Below are 26,245 nucleotides of genomic sequence, written 5' to 3'. Positions count from 1 at the left end.
CTCCTTGTCCTAACCGTGCAATTTCTTGGTTTTGTTCGTTATTATCCCTAACTAAAATGACGGCATGACCATTTAAAATTAAATACAAGCCTAAAATTCTTTCTCCTTCTTGAAATACCCATTCTCCTTGGGCATAATATCGAATATTACTCGCGTCTTTTTCTTCTATAAACCGTTCTGCAGCCATATTACCAAAATTAGGAAGCGATCGCATCATGTCGGTGACTTGTTGAGTCGGGTTAGGTTTAGGCATTGTGGCCAGATCCATGTGATATTCTGTCTGAATGGGATAGGGAATGGTTAAATGGTATCGTTTCGCTGCGTACCAAATACGAATAACAAAATCGTTACGAATCTTCAACATAGTTTCATAATTATCGACAAATAAACCAATTTGATAAGTAATAGAAAAATCGGCATAATTTTCTACTCTTACCCACGGAGACGGATCTCTTAAAATGCCTGGAGTTGATAAAGCGGTTTCTGTGAGTACCTGAATCACTTTATTAGGAGGATCATCATAGGAAAAACCAAATAGAAATCGTTCGACGTGCAGAGGAGTCGGGCGATTATAATTAGTAAAATTTCCTTGGGCTAAAATTGAATTAGGAATGACGACACTATCGCGATCGCGAGTTTGTAAATAAACCGATCGCCAATTCACTTTAATTACCTTCCCAATGGTATCACCAACTTGTAACCAGTCTCCCAAAGCGAAGGGACGTTCAAATAACAATAAAATACCTGAAAAGAGATTTTTTAAGGTATCTTGTAAAGCTAAACCAATCACCAATGAACCGACACCAAAAGCTGTCAAAAGCGCGCCTAAATCAATTTTCCAAACGGTAGAAAGGATAACGGCTGTAATACAAGCTACTAAAAAAAAACGAATTAAGTCTAATAACAAATCTGGGACTCTTTCTTGCCAACTTCCTGCAACAGCTTGATCGAAAATAACCACTTTAAAAGCTGAAAGTATGGCGTGAATCATGCCGATCCACACTAAAGTTTTAACCGAACGAATGATAGTCGTTTCTTCAGGAATTTCCAAAACTCTTGTTAAAAATAATAATAAAGCGACCAGGGGAAAAACCAAATTTCTGAAAATGATAATGGTTGCTACTAAAGGCTTTTCTTCTTGGCGCAGGCGTACAATAACTTCATTTAATAAAATCATGACCAAAGGAAATCCTAAAATTAATAGAATCGCCCAACGAAACCAGTTTTGTTCTACTAATGTGATTGGCATTATAAATTGATTGATGCTTACATAAATCCCTAATATATCTATTATGAATAATCAAAGCAATTGAACCAAGAAAACTTAGGATCTTATTATTTTTACGTTTATACTAATTTTTTAAGAAATATTACAAAATATTATAAAACGTTTATTATTAACAGTTTTATTGATGTAGATTGGTTATTATACCGTATAAATTACTCCGTTCTTTTTTAGCACTCTAAAGAATTAAGTGCTAATTTAATCTCTCTACTATTAGATAGTCTAGTACGAGAGAGAATCTTAAACCTTTAAAAAGCAAAACATGAGAAAAAGCAGCTTATGAACTATTGTTTTGATATTATCGGCACAACTTCTGTTTTAACTTTTTTTAATTATCAACAACAACTAGAACAAAATCAAAATCGCGGTAAAGCCTATTTAGGCAGCCACGAATGTAGTCTCGATGGCTTTATTGAGTCAGTGGAGAATATTCCGAAGAAACCCGATTGGAACTGGGATGATGTGGTAGGCAGTATCGTTAATTTCTGGTTGAAAAATGAAGACAAAATCCGTTATTGGCAAAATAATTTTAATCCTATCGATTCAGACACGGTGATTGTTGCTAGAGTGGGAAAGATAGAGGCGTTACGTAAGGAATTTGAATCTTTGTTTGACGTTTAGAGCATAAAGATGGCGGAAAGAAAATACAAAATAATTTACTCCGTCATCTTCAGTTAATTAGATAAATAAGTAGAAGTAAGTAGAAATAAGTAGAAACAAAGGGAAACTAATAGACAATTGATTAGCTGTAACAACTTAGGGGTTTGGAAAATAAAAATTATGGGTATAATAGAAACACATTCGGAATAAAAGATAACGTCTATTAGAGTTTCTATTGTTGAATTTTTTGGTTATGATGAAGTTAAAACGCCCCTTTCGTCGTTCTTTAGTTTACGGTTTACTGGCCACTTTAATGAGTGGTAGTATTATTGTTTCTTCCCCACAACCAAGTTATGGTCAATCGTGGTTAAATTGGATATTTCAAGGTGTGCAAGTCATCCAGTTGTCCACTTTATCTGACTCTCAAGAAGTTAAATATGGACAGCAAATTAACCAAGAATTAATCAGTAGTGGACAATTTCGTTTATCTCGAAATCGTGCTTTAATTGAAAGAATTGATAGCATTGGACAACGCTTGGCACGAAATAGTAGTCGTCCCAATTTACCGTTTACCTTCCAAGTGATTCAAGATGATTCTATCAATGCCTTTGCTACAATGGGAGGATTTGTCTATGTCAATACAGGCTTAATTGCTGCTGCTGAAAACGAGGCCGAATTGGCCAGTGTTATTGGTCATGAAATTGCCCATGTTACCGAACGGCATTCTATCAAACAAATGCGAAACGTAGCTATTTCTCAAGGGTTAATGTCGGCAGCTGGATTGAATGAAAATGATATTGTTAATCTGGGGGTAAAATTAGCGGTTAATCTTCCCAATAGCCGAGAAGCTGAACTAGAAGCTGATCAAGTGGGCTTGCAAAATTTACGACAAGCAGGTTATGCTCCCATTGGTATGATTACCTTCATGAAAAAACTAACCCAACAAGGTGGATCGTCTCCTGCGTTTCTGAGTACCCATCCGGCTAGTTCCCAACGAGTTACAGCCTTAAGTCAAGCTGTTAATCCAGATTTTGCCTATCAAGGAGATGGGTTAGATACGCAAGCCTATCAACGAAATTTTCGGGCTTTATTATAAGCTTTTATATTGCTTAAAATCTAACTTTACTCAGTAACCAATCTGCAATTAATTCGGGGGTATTTCTTTTTACCCAATAAAAAGCTACTGCCCGAAAACTGGGTTTAGATAATCTAGCAATTAATCTCATCACTCTATTGAGAGGACGTACTGCAACTTTTTGATTGATTAAATTAACAGAACCCACATCATAAAGACAATCAATAATCATCTTAAAAGTTGCTTCCTCTCGTTCCATTAAATTTTCAACTAAGAGGATAACATTTTTTCTTTGCTCTATTTCTAGCTTTTGCGCTTCTGACAGCCTAGGAAAATATTTAACGACAGTTGCTGATTTTGTTTCTATCTTTTTTTTCTTTTTGATCTGTGCTTTTTTAGCTTTTGATATTTGACTAGACTTTTTTGCAGTTTTTAATGGTTTCCTTTTAGGTTCACGAGAAATCATAATTTTATCCATTAACCAATTAGTAATTAATTCAGGGGTATTATTAACAACCCAATAAAAAGCAATTGATTTAAAAATAGTTTTAGCTAGTCTAGCAATAAATCGTATCAAAGACTTGAGAAACTGCAGAGAAACTTTTTTATTGATTAAATTGAGAGAACCTACATCATAAAGACAATCAATAATCATCTTAAATGTGGTTTTTTCTCTCTCCATTAAATTTTCAACCAAGAGCATAACATTTTTTTTCTGCTCTATTTCTAGTTTTTGTACTTCTGAGAGTTTGGGGACGTATTGGGCCACTTTTACTGTTTGTTTTGGATTGTTCCGAGAAAGCACCATGAAAATTGATAGACTAACACTCTCAGATACTATAAACTAGACCAGACTAATTTAACCAGTTTTCACCCATCGATCATAACCCCTTACCTCACAATCAGAAAATTAATAAATTCAAAAGTTTGACTTATGTATCTTAAAAAACGGGAGAATACAATATAAAACTACAAAATAATAGTTAAGACATACAGGTTTTAGTAGAAAGGAACAAGGAACAAAGAACAAAGAATAAAAAATGTCTTAACTTTAATACTTAGTGCTATAGGCAAATTAATAATTAATATAATTATTAACTATTAACTATTAATTAATAAACTTCCCATCATTCCTAAATCTTCGTGATCTAAAATATGACAATGATAGACTGTTTTTCCTGTAAAGTCTTCAAAAGGAATACGAATACGAACTGTTTCCCCTCGACGCACTAAAATTGTGTCTTTCCAAGTTGGATAAGCGTTAGGAACACCATTACGACTAATAACTTGAAACTTATTCGTATGAACATGAAAAGGATGATCCATAACTCCAGTATTAATGACTTCCCATTCTTCTACCGTATTCAATTTAACTTGAGTTTGTACAGTATTAGGTTGATAGGCTTCTCCATTGATTAAAAAAGCCATTCCTACCCCTGGAGACATTCCATGATTTAAAGAAAATTGTCTGGTTGTTTGGGGTTTAGGTAAAGGAGAAATCGGCATTAATTCGGTAGGTAAATTTAAGGGACTTACAGAATTTTCATAGTTAATGGTTGCTAAAGGAATAGGCCCATTATTCTCAATATTATCTCGTCCTCTTCCCATCATTCCGCCTCCCATTCTTCCTCTTCCCATCATTCCCATAGAACCCCGATTATAAGGTAAACTAACTAACTGATAACTTTGGGGGTTTTTATCACCTTTAATTAGGACTTCTATTCGTTCTCCTGGGGTTAATAAAATTTCTGACAGTTCTATGGGTTGTTCTAAGGTTGTTCCATCATTAGCTATTAAGTAAAAAGGGTGATCTTCTAAAGACAAATTATAAAAGCGAGAGGTTGAAGCATTGACAATTCTTAATCTTAATAAGCCATTTTCTGGCATAGAAAAAGAAGGATTTACTTCACCATTAACTGTAATGACATTTCCTTCTCTCCCCATCATTAATGGCATTTGATTTGAGGGTAATAAATTCCCGTTCTCGTCTAAAAAAAAATCTTGTAACACTAAAAATTCTTCTTTAGCTGCTTTAATTTCAGGAATTTCATCCAACTGATCACGAATAATAAATAAGCCAGCTAACCCTCCCGATAATTGTTCTGCCACTAACCCATGTAAATGAGGATGATACCAGTTAATTCCCCCTGTTTGTTTAGTAGGTATGTCAAATTCATAAGTAAATTTTTCTTTTGGTTTAACTTCTAAAAAGACATTATCTCCTTTTCCTGTTGGAGGAAGATGTAACCCATGATAATGTAAATTAGTTGATTGAGAGAGATTATTAACAAAATGAATACGAACTTTATCCCCTGGTTTAGCTTCTAATCTAGGGCCAGGAACTTGACCATTATATGTTAACAAGTAAGCGTTTTGATTGCCTAACGGAACTTCTTGATAACTGGCTTCTAAGGTGGTTTCGAGTAGTCCATTTTGACTAGAAATGATATTTTGTGAATTTAGTGCATAACTTTTGTTTGAAAAATTATTATTAGAAGATTGTAGTTTTTTGATGACTTGATGAGTTCCTAATGCTAATATCGTCGTTGACGTTCCTAATAAAAAAAGTTTACGACGAGTGATAGGTTTCATAATTAACTCCTAGCTTTTTTTTCTATCATAGAGACGCTTCTGATAACGTCTCTATCAACTTCAATTTTTAATAAGTCTCGTATTCTTTATAGACTTGTGTGCTGCCATCTTTATTAATGGCAAAAACAGCAAACGGTTGTTTTGTATCTCCTGCTTCCATTCCTGGGGTTCCGATAGGCATTCCTGGAACAGATAAGCCAATCATATCGGGTTTTTCTTTCAGAAACCGTTTAATATCATCAGCAGGAATATGACCTTCCATAACATAACCATCAATAATGGCAGTATGACAAGATTCTAAATCAGAACTGATATTATGTTTTTGTTTAATACTAGCCATATCATCGGTTTTAATATCAGTAATTTTAAAGCCGTGCTTTTTAGCGTGGTCGACCCAAATTCCACAACAACCACAAGAGGGACTTCTATAAACAGTCATTGACATATTTCCATTATAAGATTCGTTTACAGTATCCCAATTACTGGCTAAAATCGTTTGATTAGAAGCTTGAGGAATAGGTTGATTATTATTGGTTGAATGGTTTAAGTACATTGTACCAGCAACCCCTATAACAGCGACTCCTGCAATCACTGGTAATAACCATTTAGAAGAAGCATTAAACATTCTTAAATCTCTCCTTGAGATGTCTATCTTTTTTTATTTTAGCTTGTAAGTAGGTAAGTTCGTAGTTAAAGCTTTAGCTTTGATGATAACTCGCTTTCTTTTCTTTTATGACTTACTACACACTGTCGAAGCAACGAAAGTTCAAATAGTTTCAAAATCCAACAACTTGTAAAGAAAGTTATATTATTATCAAATAACATTTTTTGCTTTTTTGATAGCTTGGTACAACAGTTATAATTATTAATAAGAAATACTTTTCCTTCGGATTTTTATTACTTAAAATACAAAAGTGTGGCATGGGGAGACAACGATCTTATTCTTGCCGAATACCATGAAAGTTATCCCCTCTATTTTGATTACTTGTAGCCTGATTTCTATCGCTCCTAACGCGGTTTCTCAGGTGCTGAATTCCTCTGATTTTGATAGTTTAGCAACCACGTCTAGTGAAGATTTAACAGGAGTTGAACCGAGAACCATCGATGACTGGAACTGGGGACTCGGTGGTGAGTTTCCTGAACGTAAACCCTCTACTCCTTTAGAGTCTAGCAATTTTGACTTAGATTTGTATGAAACGAGAGTCAGACAACTTAATGACGCTTATCAAGATACAGATTATAATTTCGGAGACTATGATCGTCCTACCCGTCGCTTTCCTCTGCTTGATTTGTAATTAGGGAATAGTAAAGTGAATTTTTTGGTGTATTAGCATAGCGTAATACACCAAAAAATTAGTCACGGAATTAAAAGGATCGACCAAGGCACAAATTTGGACATTGATCGGAATATTAGTGACGGCGGTTGGTGGTTTTTTAGTCGCTATAGCTAGATTCGCCTTCTATCCCATAGCCTAAGCTTTTATTATTAACATCCGGTAAACCGATTCATTTTTATTAAACGTTGCAATTTCTCTTTGAGTCGCAATAGGAAAAGGATTATCTGCTAACCATGTTTCTTGATGTTGCTTTTTGAAACAAGTATTTCCTAAAAAAGTCTCTCCCATTTCTTCGGCAACTTCTTTAATATCAGATTGTAAAAAAACTGATCCCTTATCAACTAAATAATGAGCGATCGCTTTGACTAAACCAGGTTGTACCACTCGTCTTTTTTTATGGCTGCGTTTAAACCAAGGATCAGGAAACTGAATACTAACACAATTTAACGTATTCGGAGGAAATGACGATAATAAGGACTCGATAGAAACATTAATATTGCCAAAGAGGAAATGTAAGTTTGATAATTGTAAGCGATCGCGTTGTTCATTGGCTTCGATCACTAAAGGTTCTCTAATTTCTATCCCCAGAAAATTCGTATCGGGATACAATGAAGCCATATTAAACAAAAATTTTCCCCTTGCACAACCAACGTCTAAATGTAGGGGTTGATCGGCACAAGGGTAAATAACGTCCCATTGAGGAATAATTAAAGGGTTACGGTATTTTGCACTTAAAGGGTTAACGTGTTGACGGACACGGACTCTTGCCAAAATTAATCTCTCCTATCTATGCTCAATGGTAAAGATGTGCTTTACTTAAAAATTTTATTGTGATGAATTTTCGCTTTGCTATTATCAGTGATCCCCATATAGCGGTTTCCCACACGATTCAACATCATTCTAGCCGTTTTCATCTAGTAGAAGTCAGTATTCTTGCATTAGAAAAGGTGTTAAATCACTTAGAACAGGTTAACTTAGATTTTCTTTTGTTACCAGGAGACTTAACTCAAGACGGAGAAACCGATAACCATAACTGGTTAGTTAAACGCTTACGGTCGCTACCATTTCCTGTTTTTGTGGTTCCGGGTAATCATGACGTTCCCCTGATTGATCCAACAGAAAATAAGATCGGTTTGCATCAATTTCCGAGTTATTATAATCACTTTGGTTATGAAAATCAACAATTATATTATACCCAAGAAATCTTACCAGGGGTTAGAATTATTGGTCTAAATTCTAATCACTTCGATGAAGAAGGAAGACAGTTAGGCTATTTAGATGAGCAACAATTAACTTGGTTAGAGAAGTTATTACCTCAAGTTAAAGATCAATTACTTTTAGTGATGATTCATCATAATGTTATTGAGCATTTACCAGGACAAAATGATCATATACTGGGAAAACGGTATATGTTAAAGAATGCTTCGTCATTACTCAACCTGTTGATGTCTGCGGACTGCAAATTAATTTTTACAGGTCATCTTCATGTTCAAGATATTGCTTATCATCAAGGTATCTATGAAATTACCACAGGGTCATTAGTTAGTTATCCTCATCCATATCGTATCATTGAAGTGAAACGACCGCCTCATGGTTCATTAACCCTTAATGTAACCTCTCATCGAGTTAAAAGTGTGCCGGGGTGGGAAAATTTAGAAACAATGTCTCGTCAGTGGTTAGGCGATCGCTCGTTTCCTTTTATGGTGAAATTATTGACAGGATCACCGTTGAAAATATCCATTGAAGAAGCAGAAAAATTAGCCCCATCTTTACGAGATTTTTGGTCAGATATTGCAGCAGGGGATGGAATTTTTGATTTTCCTGAATTTCCTCCTGATGTTCGCCGTTATTTTCAAGAATTTAGTGCTATTAAAGCGGATGGAACACCAACTTTAATTGATAATCAAGCTATTCTTAATTTATAAAATAAAAATTATTCTGTTTAGTTAATAAATAGTTAACAGAAAGGTTTTATCCTTAGATAAGCTATTCATCATTTAAAGTGCTAGTTGAGACTGCATGGGAGCAGGGAAAGGGGAGCGTGGGAGAAAAGTTTGAGCGTTTGTACTAAAAACTTGAATATCTGGTTTAAATGCACAACAGCTTAACAAAGTTACTGGTTTGGACTGCTTCGGAATAGGGAATAAGGTCGCTCGTCTCCGAAGTTCCTTTGCACTCTTAACTAAGACATTTATGATCTACTGAGTTTTTCCCTCTCTAGACAGATGATAAATAAATTGAGAGCAAAGAAAATAGAATGTGTCAACCTTGGTTAAGTTTCACAATAATAGATTAACTTTGAAATAATTTTTCATGGATTAGAACCTTGAAAAGAAAGAAGTATGAAGACAGACAAAATTAATACGACTACTGGTATATTAAAAACCAGAGACGTAGCGAAATCTGCTTTCATGGCTTTTAATTCTGGGTTAGATAAAAATCGAATATGAGTAATAAAGGATATTCAGATTCTTCTTTTTCTCGTCGTTCTTTTCCTGAAAAACTGAGTTTTAGCATTGCGATCGCTTTGTTAGCCATCCTCATCAGTTTAGTTTTCTATAGTTGGTTTACACAGTCCAATAAACCCCCTATTTTATCTGCTAGTTTTGGGCAGGATATTCGTCAAGTTGAGCAGCAATACTATGTTCCTTTCACTGTGACGAATAAAGGAGAACAGGCTGTCAAATCAGTTCGTATTATTGGTAAGCTAACCCTTGGCGAAACTATCGAACAAATAGCAGAACAAGAAGTTGATTTTTTGTCACGAGATGAAATTATCAATGGGGTATTTATTTTTACGCATGATCCTCAAAAGGGAGAATTAGAAATTCGGGTAACCGGTTATAAAATTCCCTAGAACAAAATCAAGAAAAAATCTGAGTTCGGTGTTAGGAGTTCGGAGAATTGAAATTTTTTTACAGATAGGAGAAAGCTCAAATGTGGGTAGAAAAACTAGCAAGAGCAGGTTATGCAGCCAAAGGGGTTGTGTACGGGACAATTGGTATTTTAGCCATACAAGTTGCTATTAGTTCAGGGGGAAAAACAACCGATAGTTCGGGGGCTCTTCGCACAATAGTCACTCAACCCTTCGGCCAGTTTTTGTTAATATTAGTCGCCATTGGCCTATTTGGCTATAGTTTATGGCGTTTGATTGAAGCTATCTTTGATCCAGAAAGTCGTAAAACCGACTCAAAAAATATCGTCAAACGAATTGGTTATTTATTCAGTGGTTTAATTTATGGAGCTTTAGGAGTTCAAGCGGTTCTTTTAGTCACGAACTCTTCAAGTAGCTCCCAAGGAAATAGTAACTCTACCTCAGATTGGACAGCTAGACTGATGGCTCAACCTTTTGGTAGATGGTTAGTAGCTCTTGTTGGAGTGATAACCATAGGGGTTGGTTTATATCGCTTATATAGTGCCTACAAAGTTAAATTTCGTCGTAAACTCAATCTAATCGACCTAGATGCCAATCAACAAAAATGGATAATTCGTATTAGTCGATTTGGTATTGCAGCGCGAGGAGTAATTTTCCTGATTATTGGAGGTTTCTTTTTGCAAGCATCTAGACAATATGACCCAAGTGAAGCCAAGGGACTTGATGGTGTCCTTCAAACCTTAGCCCGACAACCTTATGGAAAAGTTCTATTAGGTATTGTTGCTTTGGGATTAATTGCTTATGCTATTTATCTATTTGTACAAGCGAGATATCGACAAATTCCGGCTAGTAATGTCCCTGATAGTTTACCGCGAGAGTTAGCTAATCATAGGTATAAATAATTATTGCTAATGACAGAGATAATTTAAGTAGATCATTCTTGTTGCCTGTTGCCTTGAACCATTCTTATTATTACTTTTGTTTTGCACTATTTACTTTCTTCCTAGCTCCGATCTTCGGGTCTTTACTGTTGTCTTAACTAGGACTTTGTGATCTACTAAATCTGTTTCTTAAGGGGTAGAAAAACTTGACAATAGTTTCTTTGATGAGGATTTTAATTCACTCCCTAAGAAGATGAAATTAGAGGCATTTATTTGCTCAAATAAGGTTAACAACCAATAAAATTTAGTTCTACAATCACCACTTATGTCATCTCTATCTACAAAACCGATTTCTTACTGGATCGATTCTACTTCACAAATAAATAATTCAGAATTTATTGAAAATATCTCCGTGGATGTTGCTATTGTCGGGGCTGGAATCGTCGGCTTAACCGCAGCCCATCGGCTGAAAAAAGCGGGTAAAACCGTTGCTGTCATTGAATCTAAAAAAGTAGCCACTGGGGTAAGTGGTCACACAACCGCTAAAATTACCTCATTGCATCAACTTATTTATCAAGATTTAATCGCTGAATTAGGACAAGAAAAGGCAAAACTCTATGCTGACTCTAATCAAGCAGCCCTCGAATATATTGCAAACTTAGTCCAAACCGAGCAAATTGATTGTGATTTTAGTCGCCAAAATTCCTACACTTTTGCTGAGTCTGTCAAACAACTAGAAAAAATAGAAGCAGAAGTTGAGGCAGCGCAGTCTTTAGGGCTACCGGCTTCTTTTGTCAAAACAACGTCTCTTCCTTTTCCCATTTCAGGTGCCATTCAATTTGAAAACCAAGCTCAATTTCACGTCCGTAAATATTTACTGCATTTAGCCAAAAGTATTCCAGGAGACGGTAGTTATCTCTTTGAAGAAACCAGAGTCGAAGATGTCAAAGAAGAAAAAACCGCTTGTCGAGTAGAAACCCGTCGAGGGAAAATTACAGCAAAAGACGTTATCGTTGCCACGAATATTCCTATTCTCGATCAAGGACTCTTTTTTGCCAAAGCTTACCCAAAACGCTCTTATTTAATTGGTGCGCCCATTGAGCCAGAAAACGCCCCCGAAGGAATGTTTATCGGCACAGGAGATAAGTATCGTTCCATTCGTACAACCCCTTATAATGGTCGCTTACTACTATTAGTTGGAGGTGAAGGTCACAAAACCGGAGAAGTCACCGAAACAAACAAACGTTTTGTTCCACTTGAAGAGTACGCACGCGCTCGATTTGGAGTCAATTCCATCGATTATCGCTGGTCGTCTCAAGATATGGTTTCCTTTGATAAACTGCCTTACATTGGTAAATTAACGCCCCTCCATCATCATATTTATGTGGCAACTGGCTTAAGTTTATGGGGAATGACCAAAGGGACTTTATCAGGGATGCTCTTGTCAGATATGATTTTAGAGAAAGAAAATCCTTGGTTAAATTTATATGATTCAACCCGTGCTACCCCATTTGTTTCTAAGACTTCCATTAAACAAAATGCCGACGTGGCCATTCATTGGATCGGCGATCGCCTCAAAGGACGACAAGATTCTCTGAGTGAGATTAATCCAGGAGATGGTAAAGTCGTAGATGTGGACGGGGAGCAAGTGGCTGTCTATCGAGATGAAAAGAATACGTTCCATGCTGTTTCTGCGGTCTGTTCTCATTTAGGTTGTGTCGTTAATTGGAATGATGCGGAAAAGAGTTGGGACTGTCCTTGTCATGGGGCGCGTTTTGATTGTAACGGCCAAGTGCTTCATGGTCCTGCGACGAAAGATTTATCTAATCTTCAAATCTCAGAAGATCAAGAAGGTCAAGTTGTTTCTGTATAGGTGATAAAATTATCAAACAGACTTGGAAAAAAGAACTAGATGAGATTATCCGTGGAGCATCAGGGGGATTGTTATTTGGCATTCCCCTGGTTTATACCATGGAGGTATGGTTGATTGGCTCTAGAGTTGATTCGTCTTTGATGCTATTGATTTTGTTGATCACTTATTTAGTAATTTTCAGTTTAAATTCTATAGAGGGCTTTCGTCGCAAAAAACGAAAAGGATGGACTGATGCCATCTTAGAAAGCAGTGAAGCTTTAGCTATCGGCTGTTGTTGTGCCAGTTTCACCCTTTTACTCTTGCAAAAGATAACCCCGACTACTCCTTTAGAAGAGGTATTAGGTAAGATCATCTTTGAAACAGTTCCTTTTGCTATTGGTACAGCCTTGTCTCGCGTTTTATTGGATGGAGAGCCGAAAAAATCGGTTTCCCAAGAGGATACATCTGGAAAAAAACGAGGTAATAAACAACAAGTTCAGGTTAATGAAACCTTAGCCGATATTAGTGCCAGTTTTATGGGTGCGATGATCGTGGCCTTTAGTATTGCCCCCACGGATGAAGTTCGAGTTTTGGCAGTAACAGCTTCTCCACCTTGGTTAATTATTCTAATGATGGCATCTTTGTTAATTTCTTATATGATTGTTTTTGCTGCCGGTTTTACTGATCAAGCTAAGCGCAGAAAACAACAAGGTTTGTTTCAAACCCCTGAAACGGAAACAGTTATTTCTTATTTAATTGCTTTATTCACATCAGGATTAATGCTTTTGTTTTTTCAACAATTAAATTTTGATATGCCGTGGTTTTTGTGGTTACAATATACCATTATTTTAGGTCTTCCTGCTGCTATTGGTGGGGCAGCCGGGCGTATTGCTATTTAAAAAATTTCTTTCTAAAGAAAGATGGATGAGGTGGGGAAAGTTAGTTTCAATAGAAAGTGGAATGGATAAGTCTTTGAATATGTTAATTACTGTTTAAGTATTTAAGACTGAAAGAGAGCAGAAAGCCAAAATAATTTACCGTCTGTAGAATTGTAGAATTTTTTAGAGCCTAACTATGGAATCATTATTTAATCTCGATTTACAACCCTTATTAGATCATAAAAGTGATTTATGTATATCAATTTATTTACCCACTTACAAAAAAGGAGCAGAAACACAACAAAACTTTATTCGCTTCAAAAATCTGATTCAGCAAGTTCAAGATAATCTAAGCGATCGCGGTTTAGGAGAGAAAGATATTGACGCTTTACTGCAACCAGCTTATGAATTACTCGATGACAGAGAAAACTATTTTTGGGAACATCAAGACTTAGGTTTAGGCGTTTTTTGTAGTTCTAATTTTTGGCAAACTTATCGTCTACCTACCTCTTTTGAAGAAATGGCGATAGTTGCTGATCATTTTTACATTAAACCGTTAATGCGTTTTATTAACCTTAATCAACCGTTTTATTTGTTGGCTTTGAGTCAAAATGAGGTTCGCTTATTTAAAGGTAATCGCCATGATATTAAATCGATGGAATTGGACGATATGCCTAGCAGTTTAGCTGAAGCATTACGTTACGATGATCCAGAAAAACAACTACAGTTTCATAGTGGTTCTAGTGGCGGTAATTCTCAACCCATTTATCATGGTCATGGAGTAGGAACAACGGATAATAAAGATGAAATTCAGCGTTATTTTCAAGCCATTGATAGTGGTTTAATGTCTTTATTACCAGTAGATAAGCATACTCCTTTAATGTTGGCAGGGGTAGATTATCTTATCTCAATGTTTCAAGATATCAGTTCTTATCCGAATCTGGTTAAAGACGCAATTATTGGAAATCCAGAGACGTTATTACCCCAAGAATTACATGAACAAGCATTACCAATTTTACACAAAGCGTTAAACCATAAACAACAAGAAAGCATAGAAGAGTATCAAGAAAAACAAGGAATCGGTGAAGCGAGCGATCACTTATCAAAGATTCTAACGGCTGCTTATAATGGTCAAATTGATACATTGATGTTGGCAGAAAATGAAGAAAAATGGGGTCAATTTGATCCTAATAATTACGAGTTAGATATTCATTCTGAAAGAAGTCTTCAGAGTAATGACTTGTTAGAGTTGGCCGCTTTTCATACGGTTAAACAAGGAGGAGAAGTCTACTTAATGGATAAAAATACTTTACCTAATAACTCTTCAGCAGCAGCTATTTTTCGTTATCCTGTTGTGAATTATGGAGTTAAGGTAACTAATTAATGTTATCTCTTTGGGATAAATAGAAGTATGAAACCTTGTAGGGTGGGCAATGCTCACTTTACAGTTCCTAATATCGTTGGGTTTCATTCCTCAATCCAATCTACGAGATTAGCGATCATACTATATCTATACAGAATCTATACAGAATGAAACGGAATGGAGAAATTGGGAAAATTAGTCAGTTGGTGTTAGAGAATTTGAGAAAGCTACTAAGTTGGGTTTCATTCCTCAATCCAATCTACGAGATTAGCGATCATACTATATCTATACAGAATCTATACAGAATGAAACGGAATGGAGAAATTGGGAAAATTAGTCAGTTGGTGTTAGAGAATTTGAGAAAGCTACTAATTTGAAATTCTTTTCATATCTTAATGCCAAAACACGAGATATAATTAATGCAAAAGCTAGAGAGCATATTTCTTTAAAGTCATCTCTTTTAGCAAAAGAAACTCTTACAGAAGTATCATCCTTGATAGGGCCTTTTGAAAACACTCCCATCAGGCATAATAGTACCCCAGTAGGTAACAGGAGAAATCATCAAGGTTCCACGAGGAATAACACTATTGATTTTGGCTCCTTCAAAGTTAGTTCCGATCAAAGTCGTGTCTTCAAAGTTGGCATGACCAATTTCAGTATCGCACAACCTAGCATTGTTCAATCTAGCGATTTGAAAATTGGCTCTCCACAAATTGGAATGAGACAAATCAGTTCCCAACAAATGAGCATAACTCAAGTCAGCCCCTTCGAGGTTAGCATAGAGTATGGCAGCATAACTAAGATTAATTCTTCTGAGCTTGGCAAAACTGAGATCAGACTCATTCAACCCAGCATAACTGAAGTCGGAGCCAATCAAATCAGCCCCACTCAAATTGGCTTTGTGGAGTCTTATTCTGGGCAATTCTACACCTCTCAATATAATTCCCGAAATATTGACTCCAGAGAAATCTCTTTCTCCAAGACCATAGAGTTCAAGCAATTCTTCAGCAGTAATATCCATAATATTGTTGGGTTTCGTTTCTGCTATAGTTATCTGTTGCCTTTAATTAACATCAGTTTTAATTCTGTTAAAATAAATAATATCTAGATCAGAGGTGAGGCTAAATGTCTTCAAAATTCCCAACTTGGTTATTAGGTTTATTCTTAATTATAACCGTAACTTTAACTACTCAATATTTTAATGTTGCTATGATGGGATTAACTGTTTTTGTCTTAGCTTATTTAACGAAAGGAATGCGGAAAACTAAAAAGAATTTTTAATAAAAAAGGGCTTATAAAAGACGAAAAGAATCAAAAAAACTAATAATTGTTTCAGAAATAGCATCGCTTTGAGTTGGACTAGCTGCTGCTAAAACATAAATTCTATCATTAATTAAATAAACTCGAAAACTAATTAATTCATCTTCATTTTTCATGGTTAATTCTTTACCGATATCAGTCTCAAAGGTAATATTTTTATCAGTGATTAAAGTAAAGTTTGTTTTTTTAACAATTCCCTGTTTAACTTCATCAAGTAATTGTTCTTTATTGGCGATTTGATTGGAAGTTAATCTATCAGAATAAGCAGCCACAAAGCGATAATTTTGGGGATGACTGGCTAACACTTCAAACAATAAATTACTATCTTCTAACTCGATAGAAACTGCTTCAGAACTTTGTATTCCTTGGGGTATCCAAACCGAAAAATTGCCATCTTGAAAAACAAATTTTTGCCAACGAAGTTCTTCTGTCTCAATGGTTAATAATTGGGAAGGATGTTCGATATTATTAGATTCGGATTGTTGTTGCAATCGTTGGATTTCTTGATCCATTAACTGTTGTCCATCCCTAAAAAAAGTTGGGCGATCTAGTCTTCCTTGGGCTAATATTTGTCCGAGAGGATAATAGAAACAATTCAAAACAATGATAGACAAGATAATCTTTTTCATTGCACTAACTCACATTCAATTAAACGCATAAAGCAAAAAGTTGCCATTTTAAATCCATAAGGAGACTTCCACCAAATCGCAGGAAACGCACCTTGTGGGGCAGATAGGCTAAAATCCCAATTATGATAGTTATTGCCTTGCCATTGTCCATTTTTACGCCATCCCACGCGATCGCCGTATTTTTCTAGGATATTGACATTTTGGCTGCGAAGGGTGTCTAAACTCCCCCCTACTTCGAGATAAAGACGCAACTGAACACTAAACCCAAAGCGATCACTACTATAGTCTCGCCATAGTCTATCAATCACCTGCAAAATATTACAAGGAAGTTGTTTCATGTCGTTGGGGGTAAGATCCTCCCGACTACGGTTAACTGCATCGAGAATCACCCGACTGGTTTCTTGATCTGCTTCTTTGAACTTTCCTGCTTTCAAAAATTCCTGTAATTGACTATATCTATGAATATCTGAAACTAATTTTAACTTTTCTTCTAAATATAATACTTTTTCTTTCAATAGCTGTACTTCACTTAAAATTACAGATAGATCGGGATTACTTTCTGGAGTTACAGATTCAGTCATAATTCAGTTATGAGTAACAATCAATGATATCTTAAGGAAGTTCAGACAAATCTCAGGAAATTTTCATTTCTTTCTGTTTTAATGATATTACATTCCTGAAGCAATAGTCTATTGGCTTTTTTGTATAATTAATTGAAGGTAGTGTACAGCTAAAAATGGTAACATCTCATAGTTCAAACTCTGTTAGTTATGATATTGAAAAAACTGTCCTGGATCGTTATCAAGAAGGGGCAAAGGTTCAACAACCTAGTTTATGTTGTCCTACTGAATACGAGGGGAACTATTTAGAAATTTTACCCCAAGAAATTATCGAAAAAGATTACGGTTGTGGTGATCCGACTCGTTATGTTGCTGAGGGTGAAACGGTTTTAGATTTAGGATCGGGAACGGGAAAAAATTGTTATATTTTAGCCCAAAAAGTTGGGAAAACAGGTCACATAATTGGCGTTGATTTTAATGATGAGATGTTAAACATCGCCCGTAAATATCAAGAAGAAATTGCTAACAAAATTGGAACTAAAAACACTAAATTTGTCAAGGGAAAGATACAAGACTTAACCCTGAATTTAGACTTAGTAGAATCTTGGTTACGGGATCATCCTATTCAATCAGTAGATGACTTAAGTCAGTTTGAAAGTGAATGCGATCGCTTACGCAAAGAGTCTCCTTTAGTGACAAATAATAGCATTGATGTTGTTATTTCCAACTGCGTTTTAAACTTGGTTAAACCTAACGATAAACAACAGTTATTTAAAGAACTATATCGAGTTTTAAAACGTGGCGGAAGGGCAGTTATTTCTGATATTGTCTGTGACGAAGATCCTACCGATAATATTTTAAATGATCCTGATTTATGGAGTGGTTGCATTGCAGGGGCATTCCGAGAAGATGAATTTTTAAAGATGTTTGAAGAGGTAGGATTTTATGGAGTTGAAATACTCAAACGAGAGGAAAAACCTTGGCAAGTTATTGATGGAATCGAATTTCGTTCTATGACTATTCGTGCTTATAAAGGGAAAGAAGGGCCTTGTTTAGAAAGGAAACAATCGATTATTTATAAAGGTCCCTGGAAACAAGTTCAAGACGATGATGGACATATTTTTTGTCGAGGAGAAAGAATGGCAGTTTGTGATAAGACTTATCACATTTTAACCCGTGCGGAAAGCCCTTACCAAAAAGATATTATTGGGGTTCCTCCTTATCAAGAAATACCCATCGAAGAAGCAACAGAATTTAGTTGTAAAAATAAAGCAATTCGTCATCCCAAAGAAACCAAAGGCAGTGATTATCATTTAACAGAACTTAAAGAAGATATAGACTGTTGTACCCCTGGAGAATGTTGTTAATTCTCAGTGATCAGTTAACAGTGATTAATTAGCGCACCGCTTTGCGGATCTCTTCGAGATCGCTGTTAACAACTTATTGATATGGAGAAAAAATGATTGCTTTAAATACTAATAAACTAACACCATTTGATCAAAAAATTAAACAACCTTTAAGTAAACAAAAAATAACTGTATTACAAATTAATTTAGGAAGACGTTGTAACCTTGCTTGTAACCATTGTCATGTAGAAGCAAGTCCCAAAAGAACAGAAGAATTGTCCCCAGAAATCTGTCAACAACTAATCGAATTAATTAACCGCTTTCCACAAATTGAAACCATTGATTTAACGGGAGGCGCACCAGAAATGAACTACGGGTTTAAACTCATAGTTGAAGCAGCTAAAAAAGCTAAAAAAGAAGTGATTGTACGCTCTAATTTGACTATATTTTTTGAGTCTGGTTTTGACGTGTTACCCGAATACTTTGCTAAACATCAGTTAAGAATAATTGCTTCTTTACCTTGTTATTTAGAGGACAATGTAGATAAGCAAAGAGGAAAAGGAGTCTATAATGCTTCTATTCGTGCCATTCAGAAACTCAATCAATTGGGTTATGGAAATGAGCCTGATTTAATCCTAGATTTAGTTTATAATCCTCCTATTCCTAGCAATGAGAACTTTTCTTTAACCCCTAATCAAATTAACTTAGAAAAAGATTACAAAACTTTTCTGAAAGAAAACTTTGAGATTAAATTCAATCAACTTTTTACTATTACTAATTTACCCATTGGCAGAATTAAAACATATCTAAAAAATAAAAAATTGTATGATGCTTATTTACAATTTTTAGAGTCTCATTATAATCCTCAAACCCTGGCTCATGTTATGTGTCGTAATCAATTATCCATTGATTATTTAGGAAACATTTATGACTGTGATTTTAATCAAATGGAAAACATTGCAGCTACTTTACCCGATGGGAAACCTTTAACTGTAGAAACTTTATTAAAAATTGGTAATTTAGATGTTATTAATGACATCAAAACCGCAGATTATTGTTATGGATGTACTGCTGGCAGTGGTTCAAGTTGTGGGGGATCATTAATTTAATTAAGGTAAAAAACTATGCTTAAAACAACCCAATCAAAACAAATATTCTTAAAACTAGGGGGAATTACTGTGTTAACGGCTGCGACCATAATTATTATAAAACAGCTAGGATTTTTAGATGCTTTTAGTATTACTGAAACGCTCCAAAATTTATTACAATGGATACAAGATTTAGGAACCATTGGTTATCTAATCTTTACTTTAGTCTATATATTATCAGCCGTTTTTTTAATTCCTGCTTCTATTTTAACTTTGGGTGCCGGGGCTATTTTTGGTGTAGTTAAAGGTTCAGTTTTAGTGTCTATTGCTTCGATTTTAGGAGCAATTATCGCCTTTTTAACTGGACGTTATTTTGCCAGAGGATGGGTATCTAAACAAATAGAAAAATACCCAAAATTTCAAGTGGTTGATGAAGCAGTAGCAGAAGAAGGATGGAAAATTGTTGGATTAACTCGCTTATCCCCTGTACTTCCTTTTGTTATTTTAAACTACGCTTTTGGTATTACCCAAGTCTCCTTAAAAGATTATATAACGGCTTCTTGGATTGGGATGTTACCAGGTACAATTATGTATGTTTATATTGGTTCTCTCGTTGGTAATATTGCCACTTTAGGTACAGAAGGAAGGGAAAGAAGCTCTTTAGAATGGGCTTTATATTGTGTCGGATTAATTGCCACCGTATTCGTAAGTGTCTATGTTACTAAAGTGTCTCAAAATGCTTTAAATCAACAAATTGAAAAAACTTAATTTAATTTTCACGATGAAAAATCAGCCAACTTATTGCAGTTGTCCAGCACAGTAAAATTAGTGCAACAAAGCGTTCATATAAACCATTAAAAGCAGTGGAAATCTGAAAAAATGGAGGAGCAAAGATAAGCCAAACAACAGCAATTGCCAAACTAAAATACTGCCACCTACGACTAATTTTACGAAACCCAAACGACAGTAGAAAACAAATTAACGGAAAGATCAAACCCAGTACATACACTGCATATAAATGGACTGAAAATCCAGAACTATTCGGAAGCTTAGCGTATTGATCATGTTCTGAAATAATAAGAATGTCGATACCCAAAAAGAATAACAGCGTTGCACCAAGTTGCCAACGCCAGTCCCCTAAGTTCCAACGCCACAGAGCGATCGCACAAACTATTAAACCAATTCCATAAAGATTCAGTCCAATATCTTGAATCCAAGCATAGTCACCAATGGCTAAATTACTAATAGTTTGTTTAATGGGATTATAGCTATCAACCACAATAATTCCGATAAAATCAGTCAGTACCACAATCAAATTACTAGCAATTCCAACAATTCCACATATCTGAAAAAATATTCGACTCGAACGATCAGAACTTGAATGGAAATTTTGTTTATCCATCTTAAATCTATATTGATATCAGCCAAGAAATATTATCAGTCTAGTGTCCGATAAGTCTTGACCAACATTTTGTATCCTTAGTATTTGCCATATTTTAGTTTAAGTAAGGTATCGGATAATCTAATCAGTCTAAAGGGAGATTTTAATGGAAAAGTTTCCTAATAGTAGGTTTTTTAATCAACGATTTATTCAAGAAGCTTTAAATTATATTCAACAAATTGGCTCAGCTTTAACTTATATTCATGAACAAGGATTTATTCATCGAGACGTTAAATCGGGTAATATTATGCTTCGCAAAAAAGATATGTAAGCTATCTTAATTGACTTTGGTTTAGCAAAAGAATTTGTACAAGATAAAATTCAAACTCATACCAATTCTCGCACAGAATCTTTTGCTACTTTAGAACAATATGAATTAAAAGCTTAATGCAAAATCTAATTCTTATAATTCTTATTTAACTGCTAGTAAAATAAAAACCATTAATCAATCAAAATAAGAAACAAAAACGGCTCAAAATTTTTCTAGACTTCCTTCAATTTCAGACTCAGGGATGAATTATAAAAACTTACAGGAATTTTTAACCGTAGGAAAGTTAAAAGAAGCCGATCAAGAAACAGCCAAAATTATCCTAAAATTAATCAATCGAGAAAAAAAGGATGGATAGATCAACATCATGTTAAAAAATCACCCTGTCATAACTTAAAAATGATTGATCAACTTTGGCATGAAGCTAGTAATGGACGCTTTAGTTTTTCAGTACAGAATAAAGCTTTATCAAAGTTTAGGAGGTCAATAAAAATATAATGTGAAAATTTGGCGTGATTTTGGGTATGAAGTAGGTTAGAAAAAAAATAATAATTGGCTATCTTACCAAGACCTTAATTTTAATCTGTGATTTCTTCAAGGTCATTTACCCATGCTAGGGATGCAATTATGGGGGTTTACAGGATGGTTGACAATATTAATTAATCGATTAAATAGTTGTCAAATTCAGGAAAAATAACTAATTAGTCTTTCTATAGTGCTATTCATTAGGGAATAGAAATGAGGAATTAGATAAAGGTTTCAATCCGAAACAAATAGGCTAACTTTTTTGATAGTGCTAGATTTTTGAATTCAGAGGACAATGTTTGGTAATATAGAAAACAACGAGTAAAATAAATTGAAAAATATGAACTTATTATTAGCAACCGCCGGAGAATTCCCTATCTCTTTTGTTATCGTCTATGTTGTCGGTTTCATCGCTGCTGTAACCATCGGGTCTATTGCTTGGTATAATTCAAAACGTCCTGCTGGCTGGGAAAACAAAGAAAAGCCTGACTACGTTCCTGATGTCAAATCAGATGACCCACAGGACACTGCGCTATAAGTAGAACCAACCAAAGGATCTCAAAATAGATTAAATCATCCCTAAATTATTATTGTGAAGTCTTCAAAAATTGACCAGTTATTACAAGACTTAAAGAAAACGGATGAAGTAGCCCGGCAACGGGCTACAAATGAATTATGGCAACTATGGTTTGGACAGAAAGGAGAAATTGGACGAGACTTATTAAGACGATCGCAATTTTTTCTAGAAGCAGGAAATTTTGAAAAAGCCGAAGAATTACTCACAGAAACAATACAAAATTATCCTGATTTCGCTGAAGCTTGGAATCGGCGTGCTGTCGTTTATTTTTCTCAAGAAAAGTATCAACAAGCGAGAAAAGATTGTGAACAAGTAATTCAAATCATTCCCTATCATTTTGGGGCTTTGCATGGTTTAGGGTTGTGTTTATTAGCCTTGGGAAAATATCGAGAAGCGATCGCAGCTTTTCGGAAAGCATTGGAAGTTCAACCCCATGCTTTAATCAATCAAAAATTAATTTTAGAATGTACAGCCTTACTTTGAGTTAGTGAAGAGTCGTGAGTTAATCTATAGTGTCTCTTCTGTAATCTATAATCCTTTTACCATTTTCCTCTAATTGTTTCGTCAGGCTGTCAGCCATCATGGGTTTAGCAAAATAATAGCCTTGACCATAACCATACCCTAAAGTAGAAACAATTTCTTGCTGTTGAGGGGTTTCGATACCCTCTGCAACTAAGTTAAATTTCATTTCTTGAGCAATAGTCGCAATGGCTTTACAGATAGCTAACTTTTCTGTATCTGCTTTATTTCCTGGCATGAAAGAACGATCAACTTTAATTTCATCAAAATTAAATTGTAATAATTGTATCAAACCTGCTTGTCCTGTCCCAAAATCATCCACCTTCAAGCGAACAGACATCTTCTTTAACCAATCTAAACTTTGAAGATACAAATCTAAGTTTTGATAAATGACTCGTTCTGTAATTTCTAATCCCACTAAATGGGGAGCAATATTCGCCTCAACAATCCGTCCATAAAGTTTTTGAATAAAGGTTTTATCTTCTAATTCTGCTGCACTGAGATTAAAAGATAACCAAAAATTCGGGTTAATCGAATGCCACTTTCCTAGTTGTTGTAGACCTTCACACAAAACCCAGTCACTAATAGGGTAGGTTAACCCTAGAACTTCAGCAATAGGGATAAATTCTCCTGGAGAAATCATACCTAGTTCCGGGGAACTCCAACGAATCAAAGCCTCTGCTCCAACGATTTCCCCGGTTTTCAAAGAAACAATCGGTTGATACACTAACCACCGTTCGTTTTCTATTCCTGGTTGTCGTAAATAAGACTCTATCAGCATTTGACGAGCGTATTGACTGGCTAACTCACGAGTCCAAAGACGGATACGATTTTCGGGTAATTCAGAACGGCGATCGCATTTTGCTTCTCTGGTGGCAGTTTCTGAAATTTGTCGCAATTTGTATATGGATTTATCTTGTTCACATTCAGGAAGATTATTAGTAGCAATACCGATAGATGCACTCACTTTAGCACCTTCAATTTCTAAGGTTTGGATGTCTTGAAGAATCGATACAGCAATAGGATAAACATCAATGATTGGAAATAGCAATATAAATTCATCCCCTCCTTCTCGAATGGCAATGCCTTCATAACGTTTGGCATAGGTTTGTAATGTCTCTGCAACGGCAATCAATATTTTATCCCCTAATTCATGGCCTCTCTGGTCATTAATGCGTTTAAATCGATCCAAATCAATATATAAACAACCTTGCCATTGTCGAGTTTCTAAATTAAAGAATCGACGGTTATATAATCCTGTTAAAACATCACGATTAAGGGGACTAATATCAAGAAAAGTAATATAGAGTAATTCTTGAGAAAGAGGAACAAATATATTAATAAAATGCCCTGTTAACTGGGTTTCATAATGAATTTCAATTTGCTGAGATTCTCCGCTTTCAAATGCTTGTAAATATAATTGAATTAATGGAGTTTTTTGGGGATAAATAACGTCCAAAAAAATTGGGAATTTTTCTACTAAACTATCTCCGATTTCTAGTTGATTATTAAATATCTTTTGTCCAATCTTATTGATCTTCAGCAATTTTAAATCATCATCTACCCTTTTAAATAAAAGATTTCCTGTCATAGATTTATTCCAAGTGGCATCTAATAACTGAAATGTTTGTGATAGATAACGTAATTGAGGTTGACTTTTACATAAGGCAATGACTGCAAGCCAGGATATAATTGCTGTGACGAGATGCCAATAGGGAAAATGATAGTGAAAGGCTGATAAAAAATGTCCAATTCCACAACTAAAAACAAAAGCAATGGCTAATAGTAAGTTAACCCAAATGGTACATTGAGCATTCTTTAAAATAGGTAAAAGTAAAATAGGTATCAAAAAATAAGCAAAGGCGATCGCTGCATTAAAAATACTATAGCGATAATCCATACTAGAACCTCAAAAAACACAGCGTTGATACGATTCACCATTAATGAACAAAAAGATTTTATTCTTGTGATGAATCAATTTTATTAATATCAGTATTCCCAAATTGATTACAAAACTATCATCAATTATGTTTAAAGATAATACACTAAAGTATGATTAAAAGTTAATTTTCTTAGAGAATGACAAATCAACAAATTGTATAAACTATAAACATAGCCTAAAGGACTAATTTTTATATAATGAAATAAACCCATAGTGCTAATATATTATCGTAGTGGTTAGAACATTGTAAATTTTAGTTTTTAATCGGGAGATTATTTTATTATACTAATAAATAGTTTTTTAAAATAACCTTATGGATAAAAACTTATAAGACTATCATAAACTCAAAACAAGCGTTTATGATAGCCAAACTAATATAATTATTCTTTAAATTGTTTCTCCACAGCCTTTAACAAAAATTCTCTTGGTAAAAAGCGAGTGCTATTCACCATAATACTATTAAAAATCCCCCCTGTTACCACGTTCGATTGATTATCTTCTAAGGCTTTTAGAGCCTCTTTTACCACAGTAGTGGCTGATATTAAATTACCATTATTTTTATTCTGAAAACTATCAGGAAATCGTGCTACTTCAAAAAAGTCAGACTCCGTGGGTCCGGGGCATAACGCTAGACATTTGATGCCTTTATCTTTATTCTCTGCCCATAATGCTTCTGTAAAACTAAGAACAAAAGCCTTTGTTGCTGCGTAAATAGACATATAAGGTAAAGGTTGAAATCCAGCAATAGAAGATACATTGATGATACTGCCTTCTCCTCGTTGCTGCATCTGAGATAAAAATAGATGGGTTAATTCAACCACAACTTTCACATTGAGTTGAATCATATCTAACTGTCGAGATAAGTCTCGTTCCGAAAATAGACCATAATCTCCAAAACCAGCGTTATTAATCAATAAATCCACTGACAAATTTTTATTGCGAACCCAATCATATACCTTTTGCCCTGCCTGGGGTTCAGTTAAATCCTGTACCATCACCTCAACATTGATGGATGCTCTTCCCTGTAACTGTTTAGCTAATCTATATAGTTTATCCTGGGAACGGGCAATTAAAATGAGATTAGTTTGACGAGTGGCTAATTCTTCAGCAAATGCTTGTCCAATTCCTGAAGATGCGCCGGTAATCAAAGCTGTTTTCATTACCATTATGATTAAAATTTAAAAGGAGTTACGCTTGTTACAAATTGTAACGCAGCCCAAGGGAAAAAATTCAACAGTGAGACTGAGGCAACAACCTTTGCAACTCATTGTTTCTCTAACCGTCAGTAAGCT

General features: G+C 35.0%; 28 protein-coding genes. 17 read left to right on the top strand and 11 right to left on the bottom strand.

Annotated features, from left to right (window positions below; translation table 11 throughout):
• On the bottom strand, positions 1-1,249 hold a 1,249-nt coding region (locus CY0110_RS22820), incomplete at its 3' end, for a mechanosensitive ion channel family protein (protein WP_008277946.1).
• A gap of 315 nt (positions 1,250-1,564) precedes the next feature.
• On the opposite strand from CY0110_RS22820, the gene CY0110_RS22815 reads away from it, so the two are divergent.
• Positions 1,565-1,906, top strand: coding sequence for a hypothetical protein (locus CY0110_RS22815; protein ID WP_008277945.1), 342 nt, complete (start codon positions 1,565-1,567; stop codon positions 1,904-1,906).
• A 232-nt stretch (positions 1,907-2,138) separates the two neighbouring features.
• Positions 2,139-2,981: a M48 family metallopeptidase gene (locus CY0110_RS22810; protein WP_008277944.1), complete on the top strand. Its 843-nt coding sequence runs from the start codon at positions 2,139-2,141 to the stop codon at positions 2,979-2,981.
• Positions 2,982-2,994: 13 nt separating this feature from the next.
• Here the strand turns inward: CY0110_RS22810 and CY0110_RS31575 are convergent, their stop codons facing one another.
• The 3 genes from CY0110_RS31575 to CY0110_RS22795 all read right to left on the bottom strand — a co-directional run bounded on the left by CY0110_RS31575 (position 2,995) and on the right by CY0110_RS22795 (position 6,177).
• Positions 2,995-3,768 (bottom strand): hypothetical protein, encoded by a 774-nt coding sequence (locus tag CY0110_RS31575; RefSeq protein WP_008277943.1) that lies wholly within the window; start codon positions 3,766-3,768, stop codon positions 2,995-2,997.
• A 293-nt stretch (positions 3,769-4,061) separates the two neighbouring features.
• Positions 4,062-5,552, bottom strand: coding sequence for a multicopper oxidase family protein (locus CY0110_RS22800; RefSeq protein ID WP_008277942.1), 1,491 nt, complete (start codon positions 5,550-5,552; stop codon positions 4,062-4,064).
• 67 nt (positions 5,553-5,619) lie between these two features.
• The gene (locus tag CY0110_RS22795) at positions 5,620-6,177 is read right to left on the bottom strand and encodes a DUF411 domain-containing protein (RefSeq protein ID WP_008277941.1); all 558 of its coding nucleotides are present in this window, start codon (positions 6,175-6,177) and stop codon (positions 5,620-5,622) included.
• 331 nt (positions 6,178-6,508) lie between these two features.
• Here CY0110_RS22795 and CY0110_RS22790 point away from each other — a divergent pair, with 331 nt between their 5' ends.
• Positions 6,509-6,847 carry a hypothetical protein gene (locus CY0110_RS22790; protein ID WP_008277940.1) on the top strand — a complete coding sequence of 113 codons (339 nt, stop codon included), beginning with the start codon at positions 6,509-6,511 and terminating at the stop codon, positions 6,845-6,847.
• A gap of 177 nt (positions 6,848-7,024) precedes the next feature.
• Here CY0110_RS22790 and trmB read toward each other — a convergent pair whose 3' ends face one another.
• Positions 7,025-7,660: a tRNA (guanosine(46)-N7)-methyltransferase TrmB gene (trmB, locus tag CY0110_RS22785; protein ID WP_008277939.1), complete on the bottom strand. Its 636-nt coding sequence runs from the start codon at positions 7,658-7,660 to the stop codon at positions 7,025-7,027.
• A gap of 62 nt (positions 7,661-7,722) precedes the next feature.
• Here trmB and CY0110_RS22780 point away from each other — a divergent pair, with 62 nt between their 5' ends.
• The 6 genes from CY0110_RS22780 to CY0110_RS22755 all read left to right on the top strand — a co-directional run bounded on the left by CY0110_RS22780 (position 7,723) and on the right by CY0110_RS22755 (position 14,759).
• A complete protein-coding gene (locus tag CY0110_RS22780) occupies positions 7,723-8,814 on the top strand; it encodes a metallophosphoesterase family protein (RefSeq protein WP_008277938.1) in 1,092 nt (363 codons plus the stop codon).
• Positions 8,815-9,335: 521 nt separating this feature from the next.
• Positions 9,336-9,746: a TIGR02588 family protein gene (locus CY0110_RS22775; RefSeq protein ID WP_008277936.1), complete on the top strand. Its 411-nt coding sequence runs from the start codon at positions 9,336-9,338 to the stop codon at positions 9,744-9,746.
• 80 nt (positions 9,747-9,826) lie between these two features.
• Positions 9,827-10,666 carry a DUF1206 domain-containing protein gene (locus CY0110_RS22770; RefSeq protein ID WP_008277935.1) on the top strand — a complete coding sequence of 280 codons (840 nt, stop codon included), beginning with the start codon at positions 9,827-9,829 and terminating at the stop codon, positions 10,664-10,666.
• 304 nt (positions 10,667-10,970) lie between these two features.
• Complete coding sequence (locus CY0110_RS22765) at positions 10,971-12,518, top strand: FAD-dependent oxidoreductase (protein ID WP_008277934.1); 1,548 nt, start codon at positions 10,971-10,973, stop codon at positions 12,516-12,518.
• Positions 12,515-13,396, top strand: coding sequence for a TIGR02587 family membrane protein (locus CY0110_RS22760; RefSeq protein ID WP_050780042.1), 882 nt, complete (start codon positions 12,515-12,517; stop codon positions 13,394-13,396). The genes CY0110_RS22765 and CY0110_RS22760 overlap by 4 nt, the downstream gene beginning before the upstream one ends.
• A gap of 175 nt (positions 13,397-13,571) precedes the next feature.
• Positions 13,572-14,759 carry a baeRF7 domain-containing protein gene (locus tag CY0110_RS22755; RefSeq protein ID WP_008277932.1) on the top strand — a complete coding sequence of 396 codons (1,188 nt, stop codon included), beginning with the start codon at positions 13,572-13,574 and terminating at the stop codon, positions 14,757-14,759.
• 466 nt (positions 14,760-15,225) lie between these two features.
• On the opposite strand, the gene CY0110_RS22745 is transcribed toward CY0110_RS22755, so the two are convergent.
• Positions 15,226-15,759 (bottom strand): pentapeptide repeat-containing protein, encoded by a 534-nt coding sequence (locus CY0110_RS22745; RefSeq protein WP_008277930.1) that lies wholly within the window; start codon positions 15,757-15,759, stop codon positions 15,226-15,228.
• A gap of 104 nt (positions 15,760-15,863) precedes the next feature.
• On the opposite strand from CY0110_RS22745, the gene CY0110_RS30525 reads away from it, so the two are divergent.
• The gene (locus CY0110_RS30525; RefSeq protein WP_008277929.1) at positions 15,864-16,019 is read left to right on the top strand and encodes a hypothetical protein; all 156 of its coding nucleotides are present in this window, start codon (positions 15,864-15,866) and stop codon (positions 16,017-16,019) included.
• An 11-nt stretch (positions 16,020-16,030) separates the two neighbouring features.
• Here CY0110_RS30525 and CY0110_RS22740 read toward each other — a convergent pair whose 3' ends face one another.
• Together CY0110_RS22740 and CY0110_RS22735 are read right to left on the bottom strand one after the other, a co-directional pair.
• Entirely contained in the window at positions 16,031-16,687 is a 657-nt protein-coding gene (locus CY0110_RS22740; protein WP_008277928.1) for a hypothetical protein, read from the bottom strand.
• A complete protein-coding gene (locus tag CY0110_RS22735) occupies positions 16,684-17,268 on the bottom strand; it encodes a GUN4 domain-containing protein (protein ID WP_008277927.1) in 585 nt (194 codons plus the stop codon). The genes CY0110_RS22740 and CY0110_RS22735 overlap by 4 nt, the downstream gene beginning before the upstream one ends.
• A gap of 155 nt (positions 17,269-17,423) precedes the next feature.
• On the opposite strand from CY0110_RS22735, the gene CY0110_RS22730 reads away from it, so the two are divergent.
• From CY0110_RS22730 to CY0110_RS22720, 3 genes are all read left to right on the top strand, one after another.
• Positions 17,424-18,614, top strand: a complete 1,191-nt coding sequence (locus tag CY0110_RS22730) for a methyltransferase domain-containing protein (protein WP_008277926.1) — start codon at positions 17,424-17,426, stop codon at positions 18,612-18,614.
• Positions 18,615-18,706: 92 nt separating this feature from the next.
• Positions 18,707-19,702: an arsenosugar biosynthesis radical SAM (seleno)protein ArsS gene (gene arsS, locus CY0110_RS22725; RefSeq protein WP_008277925.1), complete on the top strand. Its 996-nt coding sequence runs from the start codon at positions 18,707-18,709 to the stop codon at positions 19,700-19,702.
• A gap of 15 nt (positions 19,703-19,717) precedes the next feature.
• Complete coding sequence (locus CY0110_RS22720; RefSeq protein WP_008277924.1) at positions 19,718-20,449, top strand: TVP38/TMEM64 family protein; 732 nt, start codon at positions 19,718-19,720, stop codon at positions 20,447-20,449.
• A gap of 1 nt (position 20,450) precedes the next feature.
• On the opposite strand, the gene CY0110_RS22715 is transcribed toward CY0110_RS22720, so the two are convergent.
• Positions 20,451-21,083: a DUF998 domain-containing protein gene (locus CY0110_RS22715; protein ID WP_008277923.1), complete on the bottom strand. Its 633-nt coding sequence runs from the start codon at positions 21,081-21,083 to the stop codon at positions 20,451-20,453.
• Between the two features lie 145 nt (positions 21,084-21,228).
• Between CY0110_RS22715 and CY0110_RS31125 the strand changes: the two genes are divergently transcribed.
• From CY0110_RS31125 to CY0110_RS22700, 4 genes are all read left to right on the top strand, one after another.
• Entirely contained in the window at positions 21,229-21,393 is a 165-nt protein-coding gene (locus CY0110_RS31125; RefSeq protein ID WP_008277922.1) for a protein kinase domain-containing protein, read from the top strand.
• 324 nt (positions 21,394-21,717) lie between these two features.
• Positions 21,718-21,888, top strand: coding sequence for a GUN4 domain-containing protein (locus tag CY0110_RS31120; RefSeq protein WP_332306412.1), 171 nt, complete (start codon positions 21,718-21,720; stop codon positions 21,886-21,888).
• Positions 21,889-22,255: 367 nt separating this feature from the next.
• The gene (gene psb35 / locus CY0110_RS22705; RefSeq protein ID WP_008277920.1) at positions 22,256-22,453 is read left to right on the top strand and encodes a photosystem II assembly protein Psb35; all 198 of its coding nucleotides are present in this window, start codon (positions 22,256-22,258) and stop codon (positions 22,451-22,453) included.
• Between the two features lie 54 nt (positions 22,454-22,507).
• A complete protein-coding gene (locus CY0110_RS22700) occupies positions 22,508-22,975 on the top strand; it encodes a tetratricopeptide repeat protein (protein ID WP_008277919.1) in 468 nt (155 codons plus the stop codon).
• A gap of 19 nt (positions 22,976-22,994) precedes the next feature.
• Here the strand turns inward: CY0110_RS22700 and CY0110_RS22695 are convergent, their stop codons facing one another.
• Together CY0110_RS22695 and CY0110_RS22690 are read right to left on the bottom strand one after the other, a co-directional pair.
• The gene (locus tag CY0110_RS22695) at positions 22,995-24,911 is read right to left on the bottom strand and encodes a putative bifunctional diguanylate cyclase/phosphodiesterase (protein ID WP_008277918.1); all 1,917 of its coding nucleotides are present in this window, start codon (positions 24,909-24,911) and stop codon (positions 22,995-22,997) included.
• Positions 24,912-25,333: 422 nt separating this feature from the next.
• Positions 25,334-26,113 carry an SDR family NAD(P)-dependent oxidoreductase gene (locus CY0110_RS22690; RefSeq protein ID WP_198139239.1) on the bottom strand — a complete coding sequence of 260 codons (780 nt, stop codon included), beginning with the start codon at positions 26,111-26,113 and terminating at the stop codon, positions 25,334-25,336.
• Between the last annotated feature and the right edge of the window lie 132 nt (positions 26,114-26,245).

It is taken from the genome of Crocosphaera chwakensis CCY0110 (genome assembly GCF_000169335.1).
Classification (GTDB): domain Bacteria; phylum Cyanobacteriota; class Cyanobacteriia; order Cyanobacteriales; family Microcystaceae; genus Crocosphaera; species Crocosphaera chwakensis.
The sequence above is the reverse complement of the archived record's forward strand: the minus strand, read 5'-3'. Positions and strand labels throughout refer to the sequence as shown.